Below are 16,424 nucleotides of genomic sequence, written 5' to 3'. Positions count from 1 at the left end.
GATACTTTCAAACAGGCGTTCCAGCGTTTCCGCTTTTTTCTTTGGTGCCTCCCTTTTGCCCTGCAGGGGGATTTCTTATGGCTGTGGCGGTTCCCCTTTCCGTTTGGAATCCGCAGCGCGTCGGCAAGGATTTTTATTGAGATCAAGGTGATACTTGCTTGGCGATGTACTGATCATAGATAAGGTCCAGTAATGGCAGGATAACGGGATACAGGATGCTCGGTGTGTGTAACGAATTTACCCGCTGGAAGTCTATGCGATCCGGCAGACCGGGGGCTACAGTGCCGAACACCCGAAGTACCTTTTCGACTTCCGTGCGGGTTTCGTACTTGACGGTGTTCTTGATACGGTTAGGTACGAAAACCAAGGGAGCCCGACTGTTGATCTTGCCGATGACCATTGCAAACAGCAATGTCGAATCCACGGAAAATTCGTCAAAGGCAAACGGACAGAGTACCGCATCGGCGGCGGCGAATATGGGTATCAACCCGTCGTCGTCCATCTTGCCCGGCAGGTCTACGAGTACGATTTCGTTCCGTGATTTTTCCAGTTTCCGTTGCATTGCAGGAAAATGGTCAAGATCGGCAGGTACGATTTCGTACAGTGGTTCATTTTCCAAAATCTTTGCTTTCTCGGCTTTGGCGGAAAGTGATTGCTGGTAATCCATGTCAAGTATCGTAACCCGCCGTTCCTGTTGCTGGGCCAGGTAATTGGCGAGCAGCAGGGTGAGCGTACTTTTTCCCGCCCCGCCTTTTTGGTTTCCAATGAGTATGAGCATAGTGCATTGTGTTAATGGTGTTGTTGATAAAGGGGTGTCAACGGGTATTTGTGCGGGCCTTGCGCTTACGCCTCCGGTTGCGCCCGTGGATCGCCTCGTCGTCGATGTCGTCGGAAATATCGATCTGGATATTCGGTATCCATTGATCGGCTGTTCCCTGTACATGATCGGCAACTATGGTGGTTTCTTCGGATACCGATTTCCGTTCTTTTTCGTTCGGCTCTGCGAAGTCGTCTTTGGCTGATTGCACATAACCGTTCTCGGTGACTGTTTCTTCCGGCCGGGATACACGCCCCTTTAAAGTAGGTTTCGTTATATCCGCTTTAGGCGATATTTTGTGTCTGTCTTCCGATGGTGTGATAAATTCTGCCAATGGCATGAGGTCTTTGCCTTTATATACCATTTTCCTCGAATGGTCAATGATCGTGTAGCCGTATGGCGGTTTTCCGTCCTTACCGTGGAATATGACCTGTACCCCGAATTTGGCCGATAGCATTTGCGCCATTGCTGATGTATAGCCGGATGGAGCGGACGGCCTGTTGCCGGGAAGTGGAGCCGGAGTATGAACCACCGCCGGATCGTATTGGTCTTGATATTTAGCAAAGACTGCCCGGAGCTGCCCAAGCCGACTGATGTCTTTGCTGAAAGTTGCGATCTTGGCGTCCACCTGTTCCAATGACACCGTGCCTTGCCTTTTGCCGTAACGGAAGATCTGATATTCCTTATCACATAGCTTGAGGGAATAGCCCAGTGACCCAAGTACCATCATGAATTGCTCCCGCATGGAGAAACCATAGGTCAGGACTTTTCCGATATCCTTCTCTGTCTGTTGTTTGACGTCCGTGCCAAGGATACGGTTGAGCACTTCGTGGGCACGGATTATCTCGAAGTTGTCGTTTATCTTTTTGCCGTTGCGGCCTACCCGCGTGGAAATGATATGTATATGGTTGTTTGCTGTGTCCTTATGGAATACCAAGAGATAAGGCTGTTCGCCATAACCCATACCGTCCATCCATCGGTCGGCAATGGCAGCAAGCTCATGCTTACTATGCGAGCGACCTTTGCCGGAAATGACTGCGTGCAGCTGCGGAAACTTCGTCCGTTTGCTGGCAGCGGATTGGGCCTCCAGATAATTGACGTAATCCTTTGGGCTGGGATTTTGCAGGGCGTGCAGGGCACCGAAACCCGATACTTTCATCAGTTCCCCTTTATCCTTGTCAACTTTGTCCGTGTTGTAACGCACCCCCCTGAAAGTGGCAGACCGCTTTAATATCTTGACGATCATGCCTGTCTCCTTATAAGTCTGAGGAGATGTCGGAAGGTCCGTTCCAACCTCCTTTGCAACTGGATATATTCGGTGAACAAGGGAGCAAGGTCACGGATCAGGCTGGGCTGCAAAATTCCCTGTTGTTGCAAGATGTTGGCTTGTTTCGCCATTCCGTTGATTTTGTTGCCTGACCGACCGATCTCTGTGCCGATACTGTCCAACAGTTTCATGATTTCGGTGGTATTGACCAACATCTTTTTGGAATGTTGTAGTACCCAGATTCGCACGATGTCCGCACGGTTCATGCCAAGTGCTATTTCAAGTTCGAGAAACTGTGCGTGTTCCTCATCGCTCAACCGGAGCTCAAAGCGCCGGTGACGCTGTACATGTCCTGTGGATTTTCGGTCTGCTTTTTTGTATTTCATAGCTTTAATTTGAATTCTTTTTCTTTGTCGGTGCTTTGCAGGATAATGACGAGCTTCGGCCTTTACCTACTCCGGTACATCCCTGTCTCATCGGAACCGCGATGTTCTGCAAGTATGATTTTTTCGTACTTTCCCCTGTAGGTTCGGCATTGTCGGATTGATATCCATTTAACTTAAATCCCTAAATCTATATGTGGCCATAAAATATCATATCGTCTCCTATCTGGATACAAAACCTATAGTGGGAGATATGAATATCGATATGCACTGCTTTCTGAATAGCTGTATATCGGATTATCGGAGCATATGGATGCCAATATTTCGGAATGGCAATAGAGCTAGCTTCGGTATGTAACTATATCGGATTACCTATTTAGCTGAACAATCGTTTTCGAATCTCTAAAAATCAGCGCTTCTGCCACGCTCTCTGAAGCTGTACTTCCTGCTCATTTAGGACTGCCCTTAGCATATCGTTGTAATCCTTGTGCGACCCATAAACACCCGAACGGTCTTTAGCCTGTGGTACGGCATCGATCAGCATTTGGGTACAGTTGCGCCCGGGACCGTCGTTGTCGAAATACACGTCCACCTCGGGAATTTCCCTGATCCGCTCGATGGCATTCTTTAACTGGACAATGGAGTTCAGGACAATGGCTGTAGGGGCAGGATCCGGGCGGTTCACTTTGAGCCAACTTAGGCAATCCATATATCCCTCAAAGAGAACGGCATGTCCAGGCTTACCGGGTATCACGGAAATTCCTTTTTTGCCGATACTGCTCTTGAAGCCTTTGGCATTGGTAAATTCCCAACCCGCTTGGTCGTTCTTCCATCCGATGGCATAGAATATACTTTTATTTTCGATATCAAGACGGTTTCTGTAATAGATCTCTTGCATGTATCCATGTGCAATGTCCAATATCCCTCGTCCTTCAAGGTATTTTGTCAGTACAAAGTTTCTGCCGATTGGCTGTGTTCGTACGAGTTCAAAGGCGTATCCTTTCTGCTCTTGTTCTGTAGGGTATTTGACAGGTTCATAAGCGGTTATCATGGATACCTGCATATCGCAGGTATCCTTTATCTTTCCCAGTACCTCGACAAAGGAAAGCCCTGGCCAATAGGCAAGGCCGAGCTGGACGATACTACCGCCCTGTATGCCCGTCGAGTTCGGGCCACCTCGGTCAATCCATTTTCCACCCTCATCCCAAACGGTAAGGGATGGCGTATCTTGCTTGGTTTCCCGTAGCATACTGTGGTAAAATAGTTCCTTGCCCGACCTGCGTACCGGGTAGTGGCCGAGACGGGCCAAGAAGTCCGAAATTGCGATTTCCCGGAGGTCATCCACATTTACATATTTTGACATAAGCAGGGATGGAATAATTAAAGGGGTTTAACCTCCGCATGCGGTAGTTTATCCTTGAACACTTCACTCGTTGATTGGTACCCTAGCCTCATATCATCGATATAGGATAGTACCTTTTTAAAATGGCTGGCACGTTTCAGTGCGGCGGACAAAAATTCGGGATGGTTCAGTATCAGTATAGATGCGTAGTACAGATGCTCATCGTTCCGTCTTTTCAGAAAGTCCACATATTCCGGGAATATGGCAAGCACGGAGTGGCTTCCCGGAATAAAGGTCATTCCTTTTGTGCCGATACAGCCCGAATATTTTTGGGCGCGCACTTCCCATCCTCCGTTTTCGTTCTGCCAACCTGCTGCACAGAAGTCCTTTCGCTTACCCTTTTGATCGATGACATAATAATGGACTTCTTGTATGTTCAGATCGGCAAGTTCCAAAAGATCGCTTTCCAACAGAAAATCGGCAAACTCATTGTTATACCCCAATGGGTGAGCACTGGCGAAACGATAATCGGGTATCCTGATTGCTTTCCGTTTTCGAAGGGGCCTATTTTCTTTTGCTGATCTGACCTGTATCTCCCGAAGTTTTCCTTCGATCTGTGCGGTAGACAGGTTTGGCCAATAGCTATGGGCAAAATCCATGAGCTTTCCCCCTTTGCGAAGTGAGCTGTCAAACCAACTGTTAAATTGTTGATTGACCGTTAGTACAATTTTGTTATTGCTTCTCTTTCCAAACACACTGGCGTACCCAAATTCAATGGAATTGATTGAAATCGGTTCATGCCCCAATGCTTTGAGCAGGGTTACGAGGTCTGGCGTTTCGTTGGATGGTATGATTTTATTGTAAGATGTCATAATAATTGTTTTTGGAGGTTTATATTAGGATTAGGTCTGCTGGGATTTGCAGATGGTTTCGATATCCATGCGGTCGACCCTCCCCGCTGCGGGTGTGGTCGCCGTCTTGAGAAGGATCAACAGTCCCAGATCGACCCAATGATGTACGTTTTTAGGCCCATACCGCTTGAATGCCTCTGATTTTTTGAGCGGATTTTGGACCTGACAGTTTTGCGCCCATTTCGACAGCAAAGCAAAGCAGTGTCCGCAATTGAAACGGTGTCAAAAGTGAGTCATGGCTTCTTTGGGGTTTAGCGGTTTACAGATATAGAGATTAAGATTTTCAATAAAGGAACCGGCAGCGGGCAACGGGCAGCCGAAAAGATCCGTTGTTGCCGATTGACAGTAAATTGTCGGAGTTACTCACGTCAGTCCGTACAGACCGGGCTACTGCCTGCCAATGCGCTTTCAGCATATTGGTATCGCCAAGGTTATAGGCTTTACCTCACTTTCGCAAAATTTCCCGTTCCTCGCAGGATAATGCTTCACTCCTCGATGTCAAAGACCGTCCATGCTCCGCTATCGCAGCGGATGCGCTTACCTGTCGCATGCGGGCAGGTAGGTGATCGGAATTCGAAACCGTCGCGGCTTCGAGTTCCGATCTGTCAATAAGATTTGGGAAGTGTCTGCTTGGTTCAACTGATCTGGAACAGGTTGCTCTTTTTTGATTGCGGTTTCAGATCCTTGTTCCGCTGTATTTTTAAGCAGCGTTGCCAGTTCTATATCCTTCATTCTTCCCGATGGATCTATTCTTCCATACGGGTACAAAACACGAAAATTGGACAATGCAAAAACAGTGAAAGAGGGTGAAGGAAAAGTTTCACCCTCTGTTAAAAATATAGTCGGTGGGATATGATTGTTAGGATTTTGGAGGAATCTATATGTGTAAAAAAAATAGAAAATAAATATTATGAGGCCAATGTTACTCTATATGAATTATTTTCAGGGTTTGGAGGTATTATTGTGCTGGTTTAAATGGTTGATCATCCAAATAAGATAAGCTTTCATTTTCTTGGCAGCAGAATATTCTACATCTAGGGATTTCTTCTGTAAGCTTTCTGGTGAGATGATTGGAGCTCTCGGGGTAGAGAAATTCTTGGAAAAGAATTCAAAGGTTTTGGAAACTTCTCTTTCCCCGATCCAGCCAGCCAGAATTGCAAGTCTTATGAACAGCCCGAATTGGGATACTGGCAGGTTGAGTGGTAGCTTCCTATTTCCCTGATAGTTCTGTTGATCAATTGCTTGTTTTCTATGAAGTTTAATTTTCGTGGACATATTGAAACTTTGGGATCTGTAATAAGATTCCAGTTTTTTACTTGTAATAGATGCTTCATTTGTTTGATATTTTCCAATTAGGATGGAAAGAGTATCCGAATCTTCCTTAAACTTAACCAATTCTATCGCTTGGTCATAGAGAGATTCCTTATCGAGCAATGAATCCATGGATCTATTGATCAAATAGCCTGCTACAGCAGGTGGATCTAGATCTGATAGTACTAGGACCTTCTCAATTTTCTCATCGTTAATTCTTTCCAAGGATTTTATTCTGCTTAAAACCTTGCGGATTTTGTCAATCTGTCTATAGGTGATTTTCCGGTTCATTGTCTGCCGATTTATCGTTCTTTCCAATAATTCTCTCAGTCCACAACTTATACCGTCACGGATAAGCTTAGAGGATATTTCAGAAAGTTGCTTCCTGATGGACGGTTTCTCAAGAGACATGCCGTAATGGGACATCTTTATTGAACAGAATACGTTCGGGCTCACTTTATTTATCTCCATGAGAATATCCTCGACAAGGTTGAGGATTCTTAAAATTAGTTTATTTAAACATTCTTTTTTTGCAATGTTAGACCCCCGTCCGAACAATAAAAAATTGGCATATATGCTGTCGCTAATTGCAACGAGGACCTGGACCTCGGTAACCATTTTACTTTCAGAATCCAATGATCTGAATAGACTAATTGCCAGGTTCAATGGGGAACTATTGTGGACAATTCTATCATTGATACATAATAATCCCTTTAGGGAGTCAAGATCCCATTGGTATAAATTCGATTGGATTTTCTGTAGGTCCGTTAAGAAATCCGTATATTTATAGGTGTTGTTTTTCAATATAGTCCGAGATCAATGAGAAATATTAGGGCACCAATAGAAATAGATATTCGTGTCCTTATCAAACTAGCCTGTCAATTTATTTTTCAATCGATCGATCTTGGATTGAAAACTCTTGAAGAACTGGATCCTTTCACGTTCAGAAGTGTGGCTCAAACAAGTCGATTTGGACAGGATCCCTTTGATGACCCTAAGATTGCTTTCCTGGAACCTCATATCAGCCGTCATTATACTGTTTATGGTATAGAGCTTAATAGAAGTCACGAATTTTTCGTTTACCATACTGACCATCTGGCTCGAACCGAAATCCAAAGGGGTTATGTACAGTTCAAAAGATGCGCCATTGCCCTTTTCCTTCTCTATGGTATATTTTTCAAGTTTTGCTCTTAGACTTTCTAGTTGGCCCAAAAGCTTTCCCAATGAATCGCCTTCAGAAAAACTTCCAATATTTTCGTAATAATCAATGAGTCTGAGGAAAGGATCAACCGTGTTTTCGGTCCAAATTTCTCTTGAGGCTACACTTTCGTATTCCTTTCTGAGCTCGGAGAAAAGGGGTTCAATATCATTCCTTTTCATCTCGTATACAAATTCCTCGAATTGCATCTGGTGATCGATATTACCCATCCATTGGGACCAAACGTACAATTTAAAATAGGTAAGTTCGGGAAAAGCCATTAAATGGAAAATGGGAATGTCATCCGCACAGAAAATGATTTCCCTTTTCATCGCAGACTTCGTTTCAACTATGGACCTCATGATACCTTTTATATAGTTCCGATAATTTTCGATATCGTTCACATCAACATCCAAATAACGAAATTGGACATATTCGCTCTGTCCATAGAATATTTCGGCAAGATCGATCCCGAAAGAATCGGAAAGTACCCCCACCTGCTCCATGTCCAACGGAACCTCCCCCCTCTCCCTTCTGTAAACTGAGGCATGGCTCATGTGAAGCACCCTTGAGACCTCTTCTACCCATTTTTTTTGCCCATAAACTTTTCTCTTGATAATTTCGAACAACTTGGTCTGTTTTTTCATGATCAGCTGATTTAATTAATATTGGAAATTTCAATTTATCTGTTCTTGCCTTTTTGAACAAAAATTTACGTCCATAGATAGGATTGAACAAAAAGGTTCTGATCTTTATGAATATCATAAAGAAAAATCTATCAACCTCACTAAAGTTACGAAATCCGTAAAAATCATAATATCCTTTACGGGAATAGAACATTGCTTGATGAACTGAGCATCTAGATTTACATTATGGACAAATCATAATAGATCATGGAAGAATTTTGCACAGAGATAGACAGTTATTTGGGAAACGGAGATTCAAGGTATTTTTCTCAAGGGTTCAAACATTTTGAATTTGACCTGCACATTGTTAGATTAACAGAAGATGGATTTACTTCAACCCTTGCTGCATCATATAATGGACCGGGTAGGCCACGTCAGGAAAACCCCCATTTGGGCAGTATAGAATATTCCGCAATTGCACTTTACCTAGCGGAAGTACATATGGTGAAAATATCCAGATTGACGAGATCTGAACTCGCAAGGGCATTTCCTAGAGATTTCAAGATGAAGATCAACCAAGAGGTCACGATACTTTCCAAAAGTCAAGAGATCAGCGTAGAATGCCATCAATTGAGCTCCAAGCTGACCTTGGAATCTCTTAATGGCAGCCTTACGGAGCTCGATATAAAGATCGGAAGGACGACATGTAGGGTGATTCTGGACCATCCGGGTCCATCCCAGGTAAATCTGAGGGAAAAAAACTGGCCCATTGAGGATGGCACAATGTACAGTAGGTCCTATCGCGAAAGAAATAACGAGATATCTGAAATTAATATATATGAGAGCCAAGAAAGGATTTCCTGTAATATGAAGGTCACACAAACACTTTTTCAAGAACTGAGCGGTCTGGGCACTTCATTCGATCATATCATTCTTACTGATCTGATAGTGACCACAGGCCAACTGATGCAGACCCTCCTCTATAGAATATTGAAGACTGAAAGGGAGAAATGCCCAAATATTTGGCTCAGGACAATGGAAGTTAAATTTGAAAGACCAGAAAAGAGGGAAAAATACGGGGTCAAAGTCAATTTTACTGACAGGAAGATGCTCAGAATTGGAGACCATACCTATCATTCGTTTTCTGTGATCAGCAAGATCGGAAATATGGATGCAAGATTCAATGTTTGTCACATAACTGATTGCCAATGAAACGAATCGTCATCAGTGGAACTTACTGCACAGGCAAGACCACACTAAGCATGGCCCTGTCTCAGGCTACAGGAATCCCTTCAACACACGCCCCAACGATGCGCGAGATCTTACCTGATCTGTTTCCCGGCAAAAATCTTAAGCAGTGCTCCTACCCGGAATTACTGCGTCTTGGCATGGAACGTTTCAAGAATAGACTGGAAGCGGAAATCAGGTTAACATCAGGTTTCATTTCCGATGGTTGCCCTATTCAGGAGTGGTTATATGGGAGCACTCGTCTCATAACCGGTGCGTATCCTGATGAGAACGAATGGACGATGTTATGGAAGAAAATAAAGAATTACAGACAGTTTAGAGATTTTGAATTGTTATTGAAAGGATTCGAAGGTATGGCAAGAACATATACAAAAAACAGTTATGAAATCTTCTTTCATCTCCCAGTCGAATTTCCATTTGTCGAGGACGGACATCGTCCGACTTCTGAACGGTTCCGAAAAGTTTCCGAGGAAAGGCTGTTGGCCTGCTACAATGAGCTGGGCATTTTACCTATTATCGTATCTGGAACCATGCATGAACGGTTGGCGCATATGCTTAACCATCTAAAGCTCCAACCTTTGATCACATTGGATCAAGCCATTCAGCAGGCCATAACGCTCAAAGAACGAAATTTTGATGCAATTACCTTAGAGAAGCACAATTAACAATATGAAGTTCGAACTTTTCTATAATGATAAAGAAATCATGCGGGAGGTGGTCATATGTACGCCCTTTGAATCTATTGAGGATCCTGTCTATCAGAAGATTCGGCATTTGTCCGACAATATGGAAATCGTTCAGGAAAATTTCAACTGCCTTTCTGTAATGATCGATCAATATCTTCTTGAGCTGAACAAAAAATGGGTGATATCAATTAGATCCCAACAGGCTTGCTATGTACTAATGTCATTTTTTCAGGGCAAGGCCGTCTATTCAATGCAGAATATAAAGGAAAGCATTTTAATGGAAGAAGGACAATGTGCTTTCTTTTATGTCAAGTCAGGAAAATATCAGGCAACCTTTCCACCGGGAAAGCATGCCTTTCGGGTAATCTGCTTGGCGCACGATGTCAGCGTATTATTTGCAAACCAATTTCCCGTTCTATTGCAATTCATCGCTAGGAACAAGGAAACATTGGAATCCTTTAGGACATGTCTCATGGATACCAAATTCAGAAACGGACTTTCAAAATTGCATCCAAACTCACTTAGGCAGCAGGCACACCAGACTCCATTTATCCTGATTCAGCTTAGCAGGCTCATATCGACATTCAAGGGGTTGATCAAAGGGCGTGATCGTTTCTCTGCAGAAAAGAAATTGGTGCAAAATATCCTTTCCGCCATCGAGACGGCCTTGAAAAACCATCAATCAATCAAGGTCTCTGATCTCATTCGAGACTTTCCTATAACCAGGCGCAAACTTGAAAAACTATTTCAAGCCTATCTTCATTTGGGACCTTCAAGGTATATCAGGAATAAAAAAATAGAGCGGGTCCAGCAATTGCTGATCTCCACCGATCAAAGCTTATTGGAAATATCCCTAAATGTAGGATTCAGTGATGTGCATTCGCTCAATCGGACATTTAAAGCCTATACAGGCTCTACCCTTTCTGAATTTCGAAAGAAAAATAAGCCTGAATAAGGGACATTATGCGAAATTCAAGACTGAATATTTAGACGGAAAGCGGTTGCATTTACATGATTTTAGAAAATAAATTTGTTTATGTAAATCCAATTGAATGAGCCATGAAAGTTACTTCCCACCACTCCTATTACATCTGTACGCTGATCCTGCTGTCCATGTGGATTCCGGTAAGCCTTGATAAGATCCTGCACTTTGAACTTTTTAAGAATGCTATGATCCAACAGCCCTTTAATGACGGATTGGGTGTCCTGTTGGCATATATTCTTCCCCTCTTTGAATTGGGTACCGTCATTCTGCTGATAAAACCAAGCCTTCGCAGATACGGGTTCTTCCTTTCTGCATTCTTGATGTTCCTATTTACAGGTTATGTTGCCCTAGCCATCTTTGGAAATCCCGACGATTTACCCTTTGGATGTGGTTTGGTATTTCAGCATCTGAGTTGGGAAGTTCACCTGGTTCTAAACGGAATTTTTCTGATGATCAGTTTACTTGGCTTACTGCTTGAAAAAAATATCGTGCCTAAAAGTTCCAGGGATCTTTCCTCCCAAGACAATTCCAATGATATCAATCTTCCGAAAAAGAATCTAGGATTCTAATTCAGAGGCGGACCGGCCAAAAGGTCAATAAGAAGTAATCTTAATCTATAAATTTAGTTTAGATTTGAACCAATCACCGTTCAATTAAAATGAAAAAAAATGAAAAATCTAATTTATGTTAAAAAGCATTTTCTTGCGGTATTTGCAATTATGCTTTCCTTAGGGTATGGAAGCTTTAGTTTCGCCAAAGCTAAGTTTGCCACAAACTGGCACCTTTTGACACAAGCTTCAACCCCTGCCAATGATGTGGTTGGGGCCATTACAATGAATCCTACGCAGGGTGGGACCTGTAATACGGCAACTAAGCCTGTAAGATGTTCTATTCAATTCGATAATGATTTCAATGCGAACATTGTAGGATTAACCGTATCGGCAGCAGAAGCCCTTCCCGGTGTTGATGAGACTGCAAGAACTTATAAACCCTAGTTCTTTGTCCTAGAGGACTGCATCTGGGATGGATTTTTATAAGGCTGAACCGAACTATCCTTAGCCATAGATCCATTTTCAGATGCAGTACTTTACTTTATCTGGGTACCTGAATCACATCTGAGCGTTCAACAACATTATTTGGTGCCAGTAAAATCAATCGCTTGTCCTTCCCTTTTAGATCATAAACTTTTCCCGTCATCTCCCTTTGTAAACTAAATGTTTGATTTTCCAGATAAGTTAACCTCCGAATGTCGCTCCAGCGCAATCCTCTATTCGGTAAACTTTTCCTTCGCTCCCTAAGGACAAAATCAAGCGCTTCTGACTGGCTGAAATCCGTTGCCGACCGATACATTTCCGGGCTAAATCGCGTTTTTAAAAATTCGTTCATAAACCCTAGGCAAGCTTCTACCTCACCCAACCGTACTGCGCTCTCGGCAGCAATCAAGTAGAGTTCATCCGTAGCTAGACCGGTGAACAGTATCGGGTTTCCTGTGTAGGAGCCTTTGTAGGAGTAAGCACCGTCCAGTTCCTGTCGAAAAAGGATATTTTTACGCAGGTCACCTTTCCCGTACATGGATATCAATTCTTCATTTACACGGTACCTTTCTCGGTACAATGCTAAGGCAGCATGCGTGCAATCATAGAATATGATTTCCGGATTATTATTTCCATTGATTCCAAAGCTAAAATCCTGTACCGAACTCAACTCAGAATAATTAATCAATTTACCCTTTACCATTAAAGCTTTCTCTGCAAATTCTAAGGCCTTAGCGTAGTTCCCTTTTACTAAATAAAAACGGCTCAATAGCGCTAAAGAAGCCGTCTTGGACGGAGAAAATCTTGAATCGGATTCTTCGGGTAACAACGATGAAGCATCGAGCAAATTCTTTTCAATTGCGGAATAGGTTTCTTCCACAGTACTTCTTTTAGAAATAAGCGTTGGGTCAACATTCTGGATCAGAGGTATTCCAAATTGACTATTTTCGGTATCTCCAAATGCTGCGGCAAACTGTTGAGAGACCATAAATTCTGCATAGGCTCGATGGAAAAGTGCTTCACCTTTGATTCGGTCTAATTTATTCTTATTTTCTACATCTGGATTTAATTTTGCCAATCCTTCCAGAATGATATTGGAATATAAAATACGTTGGTATGGATAATTCCAATCCATACATTCAGATCCTACATAATTTTCATCCATCCACAGGTAAAGGCGCTGTTCATCCGGTCTCCCCAATTGATCAAATGCAAGTTGTGAAAGCTGGAACTCCTCTCCAGCTATACTGCTCATCACGTGGCCCGAACCATGATTGAATACCGTCAGGTTATCAAGGAGCAAATCAAAATCATCCAGTGACGTTGGAACTTCTTGGGTAACATCTCTTTTTACCTCTAAAAATTCTTTTTGGCAACCAAATATCAATGAGCAAATTGCCAAGATTATAATTAATTTTTTCATTTATCTAAAGTTCTAGTTGAAGGCCTAAAGTATAATTTCTTGGCTGCGGATATCTTGCCGAAACTGATTCTGGATCGATGTTCTCCTGGCTTGACCTCCACAATATCCCAACATTTCTTGCCTGGAAAAACAAGCGGAAATTCCTTATCCAAGTCGAATTTAGGGGAACAGCATAGTGAACAGTGAGATCTGTTAGCCTGACAAAATCACCTTTCTCAAACATGATCGAGGAGCCATTGTAAAGTGCATCCTGAATAGTATTGGCCTGCTCGGGCAACGCAGGAACATTTGTCTTTAATTCATCGCCCAAGGTTTTCCAGCGTTTTAGATAGTCGCTGTGCATAGCACCCGTTGAAAATAACCGGCTATAATCTATACTGTTTCTTTTATAATAAAATCCATTCTTCCATTCGACAACCGTACTGATTTCGAGCGACTTAAATCTAAGCGTGTTTCTCAAGCTTCCCTGGTATGGGGGAAATGCCACACCGATATACTTTAAGTCTTCAAACACGGCCGCGTTGTAATAATCTCCATATTGTTGATCTCCATCAGGAGTTAACAGCTGACCATTTGTTCCCAAGCCGCCATATTCCCAGGCAAACAGGGCGTCCCTGGAATATCCCTGACGCGGCTGGAGATTGGAAACGTAACTGGATGCACCTCCGTTTTCATTTGCTAGATAGTTTGTCACTTTATTTCCCGTCCAACTCCATAACAGGTTCACATTCCAGTCGAAATGATTTGTTTGTACGGGCTTAACAGCTAGTGACAGGTCTATCCCTTTCGTTCTTAAATTTGCATAGTTGATCAGGTTACTTACTGGATATGTTCCTTCAATTGATATAATTCCAGTGGTCGGATCTAGGTAATTGGGGCCAATCAGATCGAGTCCTTTCTTCTGATAATAATCAAACGTGGCATTGAAACGGCCCGAAAACATTCCTACATCCAGGCCCAGATTCAAGGTCTTCAATTTTTCCCACCTTAAGGAGGGATTACCGGCACTGGTAAGCTTAGCATAGGGCCTTCCTGAAACAAAATCCAACTGTTCGAATCTCATGGTTGCCAAACTGCTTACCGAATTATTTACGTTTCCGCTAACTCCGTAGCTTCCCCTGATCTTAAAGAGATCTAATTGTGGAACTGCATCCTTAAACAGAACCTTTAAGTTTTCAGAGAAACCGATAGACCATAAGGGAACTCCCTTTTGATTGGTAGAAACACCAAAAATATTCGATGCATCCCACCGTACACTGGCACTCAGCACATGCTGATCCTTAAATTCATAGATGGAATTGGCATAGTAGGAAATAAAACGGTCCGTAAGGGATTCATTTCTGAAATTAGAACCAGGAACCCTTGCTGCTCCCGCCGGTCTTAAAAGATAATCGGTTGCATAATCTATGGAAGCCATATAGGTTTGGTTTTCTGGACTGTATCCATAATATCGAAATCCCCCATTATATTCTAGGTTTTGATGGCTTATTTCAGATCCCGCAAGGATATTTATTTTGTGATCGTTGGCGAAAGATTTATTGAAATTCAACTGAAACCTGAGGTTGTGGGAATTGAAGGTGGAATTATTTCCTTCCATGATGTTCCCGAAAGGAATAATCCGTGTACCATCCGGCTGCGTGTAGGCATTTACCATATTTCGAATAAAATAGCTCTCCCGATCATAATCATTTCTATTTTTCCCCAATTGATTGCCATACCGATACTTCAAAGTGAAACTCAAGGTCTCAAGGGGGCTATATTCTAATCCAGTCTGAATCTGAAGGGTATTTTTAAGATTTGTAAACTGTCTGTGACTTCGATCCTTGACCGGATTAAAGGTCCAGTCCAACAGCCCGTTCGATTCGGCTGCATCCCTGTAGGCATGACTATGTTCAAAGTTCATGCTGGCGTAACTCCCATCGGCATTAAATATGGTTGCATAGGGAGACAGGTTCAACATTCCAGCGTTAAGAAGATCTAAGGAATATCCATTGGCGCTACTTTTTAAAAACCCCAATTGCAGATCTGTGGTAACCTGAAGGCGTGGGTTCACTTGAAACTGATCCAAGAAATTTAGCGTAGCTCGCCCGGATGAATTTCCCATGATGGATTCTTTGGTACTCTCCCATCCGATCGAGGAACGATAGGAATGCTTTTCATGTTTTGCTGCAATAGCCAGGTGATGGCGCATTTGTACCTCGCCTTGATATAAGGATTTTGCAGCATCCCTTCGGATATCCGCTTGCTGCATGCGCTGTTTTTCCCTTTCAAAATCTGATTGACTTATTTCTCCTTTATCTCTTTTATTCAATAGGGATACATAATCGGGTATGGGAAAGAAATCAAAGAAATAATAGTTCCCCTTTTGATAGAGTTCCTCCTCGAGCTCCATCATATCCTTGGCGGGAATAAAGTTTGGACTGTAAAACAGGTTCGGCGATTTTGCTATGGTCATATTGCTGGAAAAGTCAATACTAGTTCTTTCCCTTTTCCCGGACTTACTGGTAAGCACAATCACACCATTGCCCGCCTTCGCCCCCCAAATTGCGGCAGCAGAGGCATCCTTGAGGATGGTTACCGATTCAATATCGTTCGGATTTATGGCCTGAAGATCCCCTTGATACGGAAAATTATCCAAAATGATCAAGGGCTCACTATCGCTATTAATGGATCCGAGACCACGGATCCTTAAGGTCGGCGAAAGTTTCGTGTCTCCATAACTTTGCCTTCTGTCAAACTGCAATCCACTGCTTACCCCTTCCAAACGTTCAAGGATATTCGATGATGGATTTCGGTTCAGCAGTTGATTATCGATCTGAACAACGGATCCGGTGGCCTGTTCGGGTTTGATTTTGTAATATCCGGTATTGATACTGACCTCTTCGATGGAAATGGTGCTTTCTTCAAGGGTCAAACTTGGGGTAGCAAGTAACTCCTGGATACTTAATCTGACCTTTACATATCCCTGTTTAGAAAAACTGACATGGGTCAGATTCTCTAAATCAAGGAGAAACTTACCTAAGCTATCGGTCATCACATCCCGGTCCAGTGGAATGAGATGGACCGTAACAAAAGGAATGGGTCTTCCCCTACCATCAAAAATTTGACCTGTGTATTGCTGTTGACCTAAACATGGTTTGGTCAAGATCATACAGATTAGGATGGTTAATATTTGTCTGAACGATTTCATCAC

15 protein-coding genes are annotated in these 16,424 nt (G+C 42.9%); 5 read left to right on the top strand and 10 right to left on the bottom strand.

Annotated elements, in window-relative coordinates:
* Positions 1-142: 142 nt before the first annotated feature.
* From CRT24_RS01180 to CRT24_RS01145, 8 genes are all read right to left on the bottom strand, one after another.
* Positions 143-778, bottom strand: coding sequence for a ParA family protein (locus tag CRT24_RS01180; protein WP_099369423.1), 636 nt, complete (start codon positions 776-778; stop codon positions 143-145).
* 37 nt (positions 779-815) lie between these two features.
* The gene (locus CRT24_RS01175) at positions 816-2,063 is read right to left on the bottom strand and encodes a relaxase/mobilization nuclease domain-containing protein (RefSeq protein WP_099369422.1); all 1,248 of its coding nucleotides are present in this window, start codon (positions 2,061-2,063) and stop codon (positions 816-818) included.
* Positions 2,060-2,470, bottom strand: coding sequence for a hypothetical protein (locus CRT24_RS01170; protein ID WP_099369421.1), 411 nt, complete (start codon positions 2,468-2,470; stop codon positions 2,060-2,062). The genes CRT24_RS01175 and CRT24_RS01170 overlap by 4 nt, the downstream gene beginning before the upstream one ends.
* 406 nt (positions 2,471-2,876) lie before the next feature.
* Positions 2,877-3,530: a toprim domain-containing protein gene (locus tag CRT24_RS01165; protein WP_180269032.1), complete on the bottom strand. Its 654-nt coding sequence runs from the start codon at positions 3,528-3,530 to the stop codon at positions 2,877-2,879.
* Positions 3,531-3,847: 317 nt separating this feature from the next.
* Entirely contained in the window at positions 3,848-4,681 is an 834-nt protein-coding gene (locus tag CRT24_RS01160) for a hypothetical protein (RefSeq protein ID WP_099369419.1), read from the bottom strand.
* A gap of 576 nt (positions 4,682-5,257) precedes the next feature.
* The gene (locus CRT24_RS01155; protein ID WP_218962551.1) at positions 5,258-5,506 is read right to left on the bottom strand and encodes a hypothetical protein; all 249 of its coding nucleotides are present in this window, start codon (positions 5,504-5,506) and stop codon (positions 5,258-5,260) included.
* 156 nt (positions 5,507-5,662) lie between these two features.
* A complete protein-coding gene (locus CRT24_RS01150) occupies positions 5,663-6,835 on the bottom strand; it encodes a hypothetical protein (RefSeq protein WP_099369417.1) in 1,173 nt (390 codons plus the stop codon).
* Positions 6,836-6,901: 66 nt separating this feature from the next.
* Positions 6,902-7,876, bottom strand: a complete 975-nt coding sequence (locus tag CRT24_RS01145) for a hypothetical protein (RefSeq protein WP_099369416.1) — start codon at positions 7,874-7,876, stop codon at positions 6,902-6,904.
* Between the two features lie 246 nt (positions 7,877-8,122).
* On the opposite strand from CRT24_RS01145, the gene CRT24_RS01140 reads away from it, so the two are divergent.
* The 5 genes from CRT24_RS01140 (at position 8,123) to CRT24_RS01120 (ending at position 11,769) form a co-directional block, all read left to right on the top strand.
* The gene (locus CRT24_RS01140) at positions 8,123-9,067 is read left to right on the top strand and encodes an AvrD family protein (protein WP_099369415.1); all 945 of its coding nucleotides are present in this window, start codon (positions 8,123-8,125) and stop codon (positions 9,065-9,067) included.
* Positions 9,064-9,768, top strand: coding sequence for an ATP-binding protein (locus CRT24_RS01135; protein WP_099369414.1), 705 nt, complete (start codon positions 9,064-9,066; stop codon positions 9,766-9,768). The genes CRT24_RS01140 and CRT24_RS01135 overlap by 4 nt, the downstream gene beginning before the upstream one ends.
* Before the next feature lie 4 nt (positions 9,769-9,772).
* Complete coding sequence (locus CRT24_RS01130) at positions 9,773-10,744, top strand: helix-turn-helix transcriptional regulator (protein WP_099369413.1); 972 nt, start codon at positions 9,773-9,775, stop codon at positions 10,742-10,744.
* Between the two features lie 104 nt (positions 10,745-10,848).
* Positions 10,849-11,343 (top strand): MauE/DoxX family redox-associated membrane protein, encoded by a 495-nt coding sequence (locus CRT24_RS01125; protein WP_144034474.1) that lies wholly within the window; start codon positions 10,849-10,851, stop codon positions 11,341-11,343.
* A 99-nt stretch (positions 11,344-11,442) separates the two neighbouring features.
* Complete coding sequence (locus CRT24_RS01120) at positions 11,443-11,769, top strand: hypothetical protein (RefSeq protein WP_099369411.1); 327 nt, start codon at positions 11,443-11,445, stop codon at positions 11,767-11,769.
* Between the two features lie 97 nt (positions 11,770-11,866).
* Here the strand turns inward: CRT24_RS01120 and CRT24_RS01115 are convergent, their stop codons facing one another.
* On the bottom strand, positions 11,867-13,231 hold the full coding sequence (locus CRT24_RS01115; RefSeq protein WP_099369410.1) for a RagB/SusD family nutrient uptake outer membrane protein: 1,365 nt from the start codon (positions 13,229-13,231) through the stop codon (positions 11,867-11,869).
* Between the two features lie 4 nt (positions 13,232-13,235).
* Entirely contained in the window at positions 13,236-16,421 is a 3,186-nt protein-coding gene (locus tag CRT24_RS01110) for a SusC/RagA family TonB-linked outer membrane protein (RefSeq protein WP_099369409.1), read from the bottom strand.
* Between the last annotated feature and the right edge of the window lie 3 nt (positions 16,422-16,424).

The organism is Sphingobacterium sp. 1.A.5 (genome assembly GCF_002734235.1).
GTDB classification, from domain to species: domain Bacteria; phylum Bacteroidota; class Bacteroidia; order Sphingobacteriales; family Sphingobacteriaceae; genus Sphingobacterium; species Sphingobacterium daejeonense.
This window is presented reverse-complemented; position numbering and strand designations above follow the sequence as displayed.

Coding starts and splice junctions, on each gene's coding strand:
- CRT24_RS01170 (WP_099369421.1), bottom strand. CDS start 2,470: ATGAAATACAAAAAAGCAGACCGAAAATCCACAGGACATGTACAGCGT.
- CRT24_RS01140 (WP_099369415.1), top strand. CDS start 8,123: ATGGAAGAATTTTGCACAGAGATAGACAGTTATTTGGGAAACGGAGAT.
- CRT24_RS01180 (WP_099369423.1), bottom strand. CDS start 778: ATGCTCATACTCATTGGAAACCAAAAAGGCGGGGCGGGAAAAAGTACG.
- CRT24_RS01130 (WP_099369413.1), top strand. CDS start 9,773: ATGAAGTTCGAACTTTTCTATAATGATAAAGAAATCATGCGGGAGGTG.
- CRT24_RS01145 (WP_099369416.1), bottom strand. CDS start 7,876: ATGAAAAAACAGACCAAGTTGTTCGAAATTATCAAGAGAAAAGTTTAT.
- CRT24_RS01120 (WP_099369411.1), top strand. CDS start 11,443: ATGAAAAATCTAATTTATGTTAAAAAGCATTTTCTTGCGGTATTTGCA.
- CRT24_RS01115 (WP_099369410.1), bottom strand. CDS start 13,231: ATGAAAAAATTAATTATAATCTTGGCAATTTGCTCATTGATATTTGGT.
- CRT24_RS01125 (WP_144034474.1), top strand. CDS start 10,849: ATGAAAGTTACTTCCCACCACTCCTATTACATCTGTACGCTGATCCTG.
- CRT24_RS01135 (WP_099369414.1), top strand. CDS start 9,064: ATGAAACGAATCGTCATCAGTGGAACTTACTGCACAGGCAAGACCACA.
- CRT24_RS01160 (WP_099369419.1), bottom strand. CDS start 4,681: ATGACATCTTACAATAAAATCATACCATCCAACGAAACGCCAGACCTC.
- CRT24_RS01110 (WP_099369409.1), bottom strand. CDS start 16,421: ATGAAATCGTTCAGACAAATATTAACCATCCTAATCTGTATGATCTTG.
- CRT24_RS01175 (WP_099369422.1), bottom strand. CDS start 2,063: ATGATCGTCAAGATATTAAAGCGGTCTGCCACTTTCAGGGGGGTGCGT.
- CRT24_RS01165 (WP_180269032.1), bottom strand. CDS start 3,530: ATGCAGGTATCCATGATAACCGCTTATGAACCTGTCAAATACCCTACA.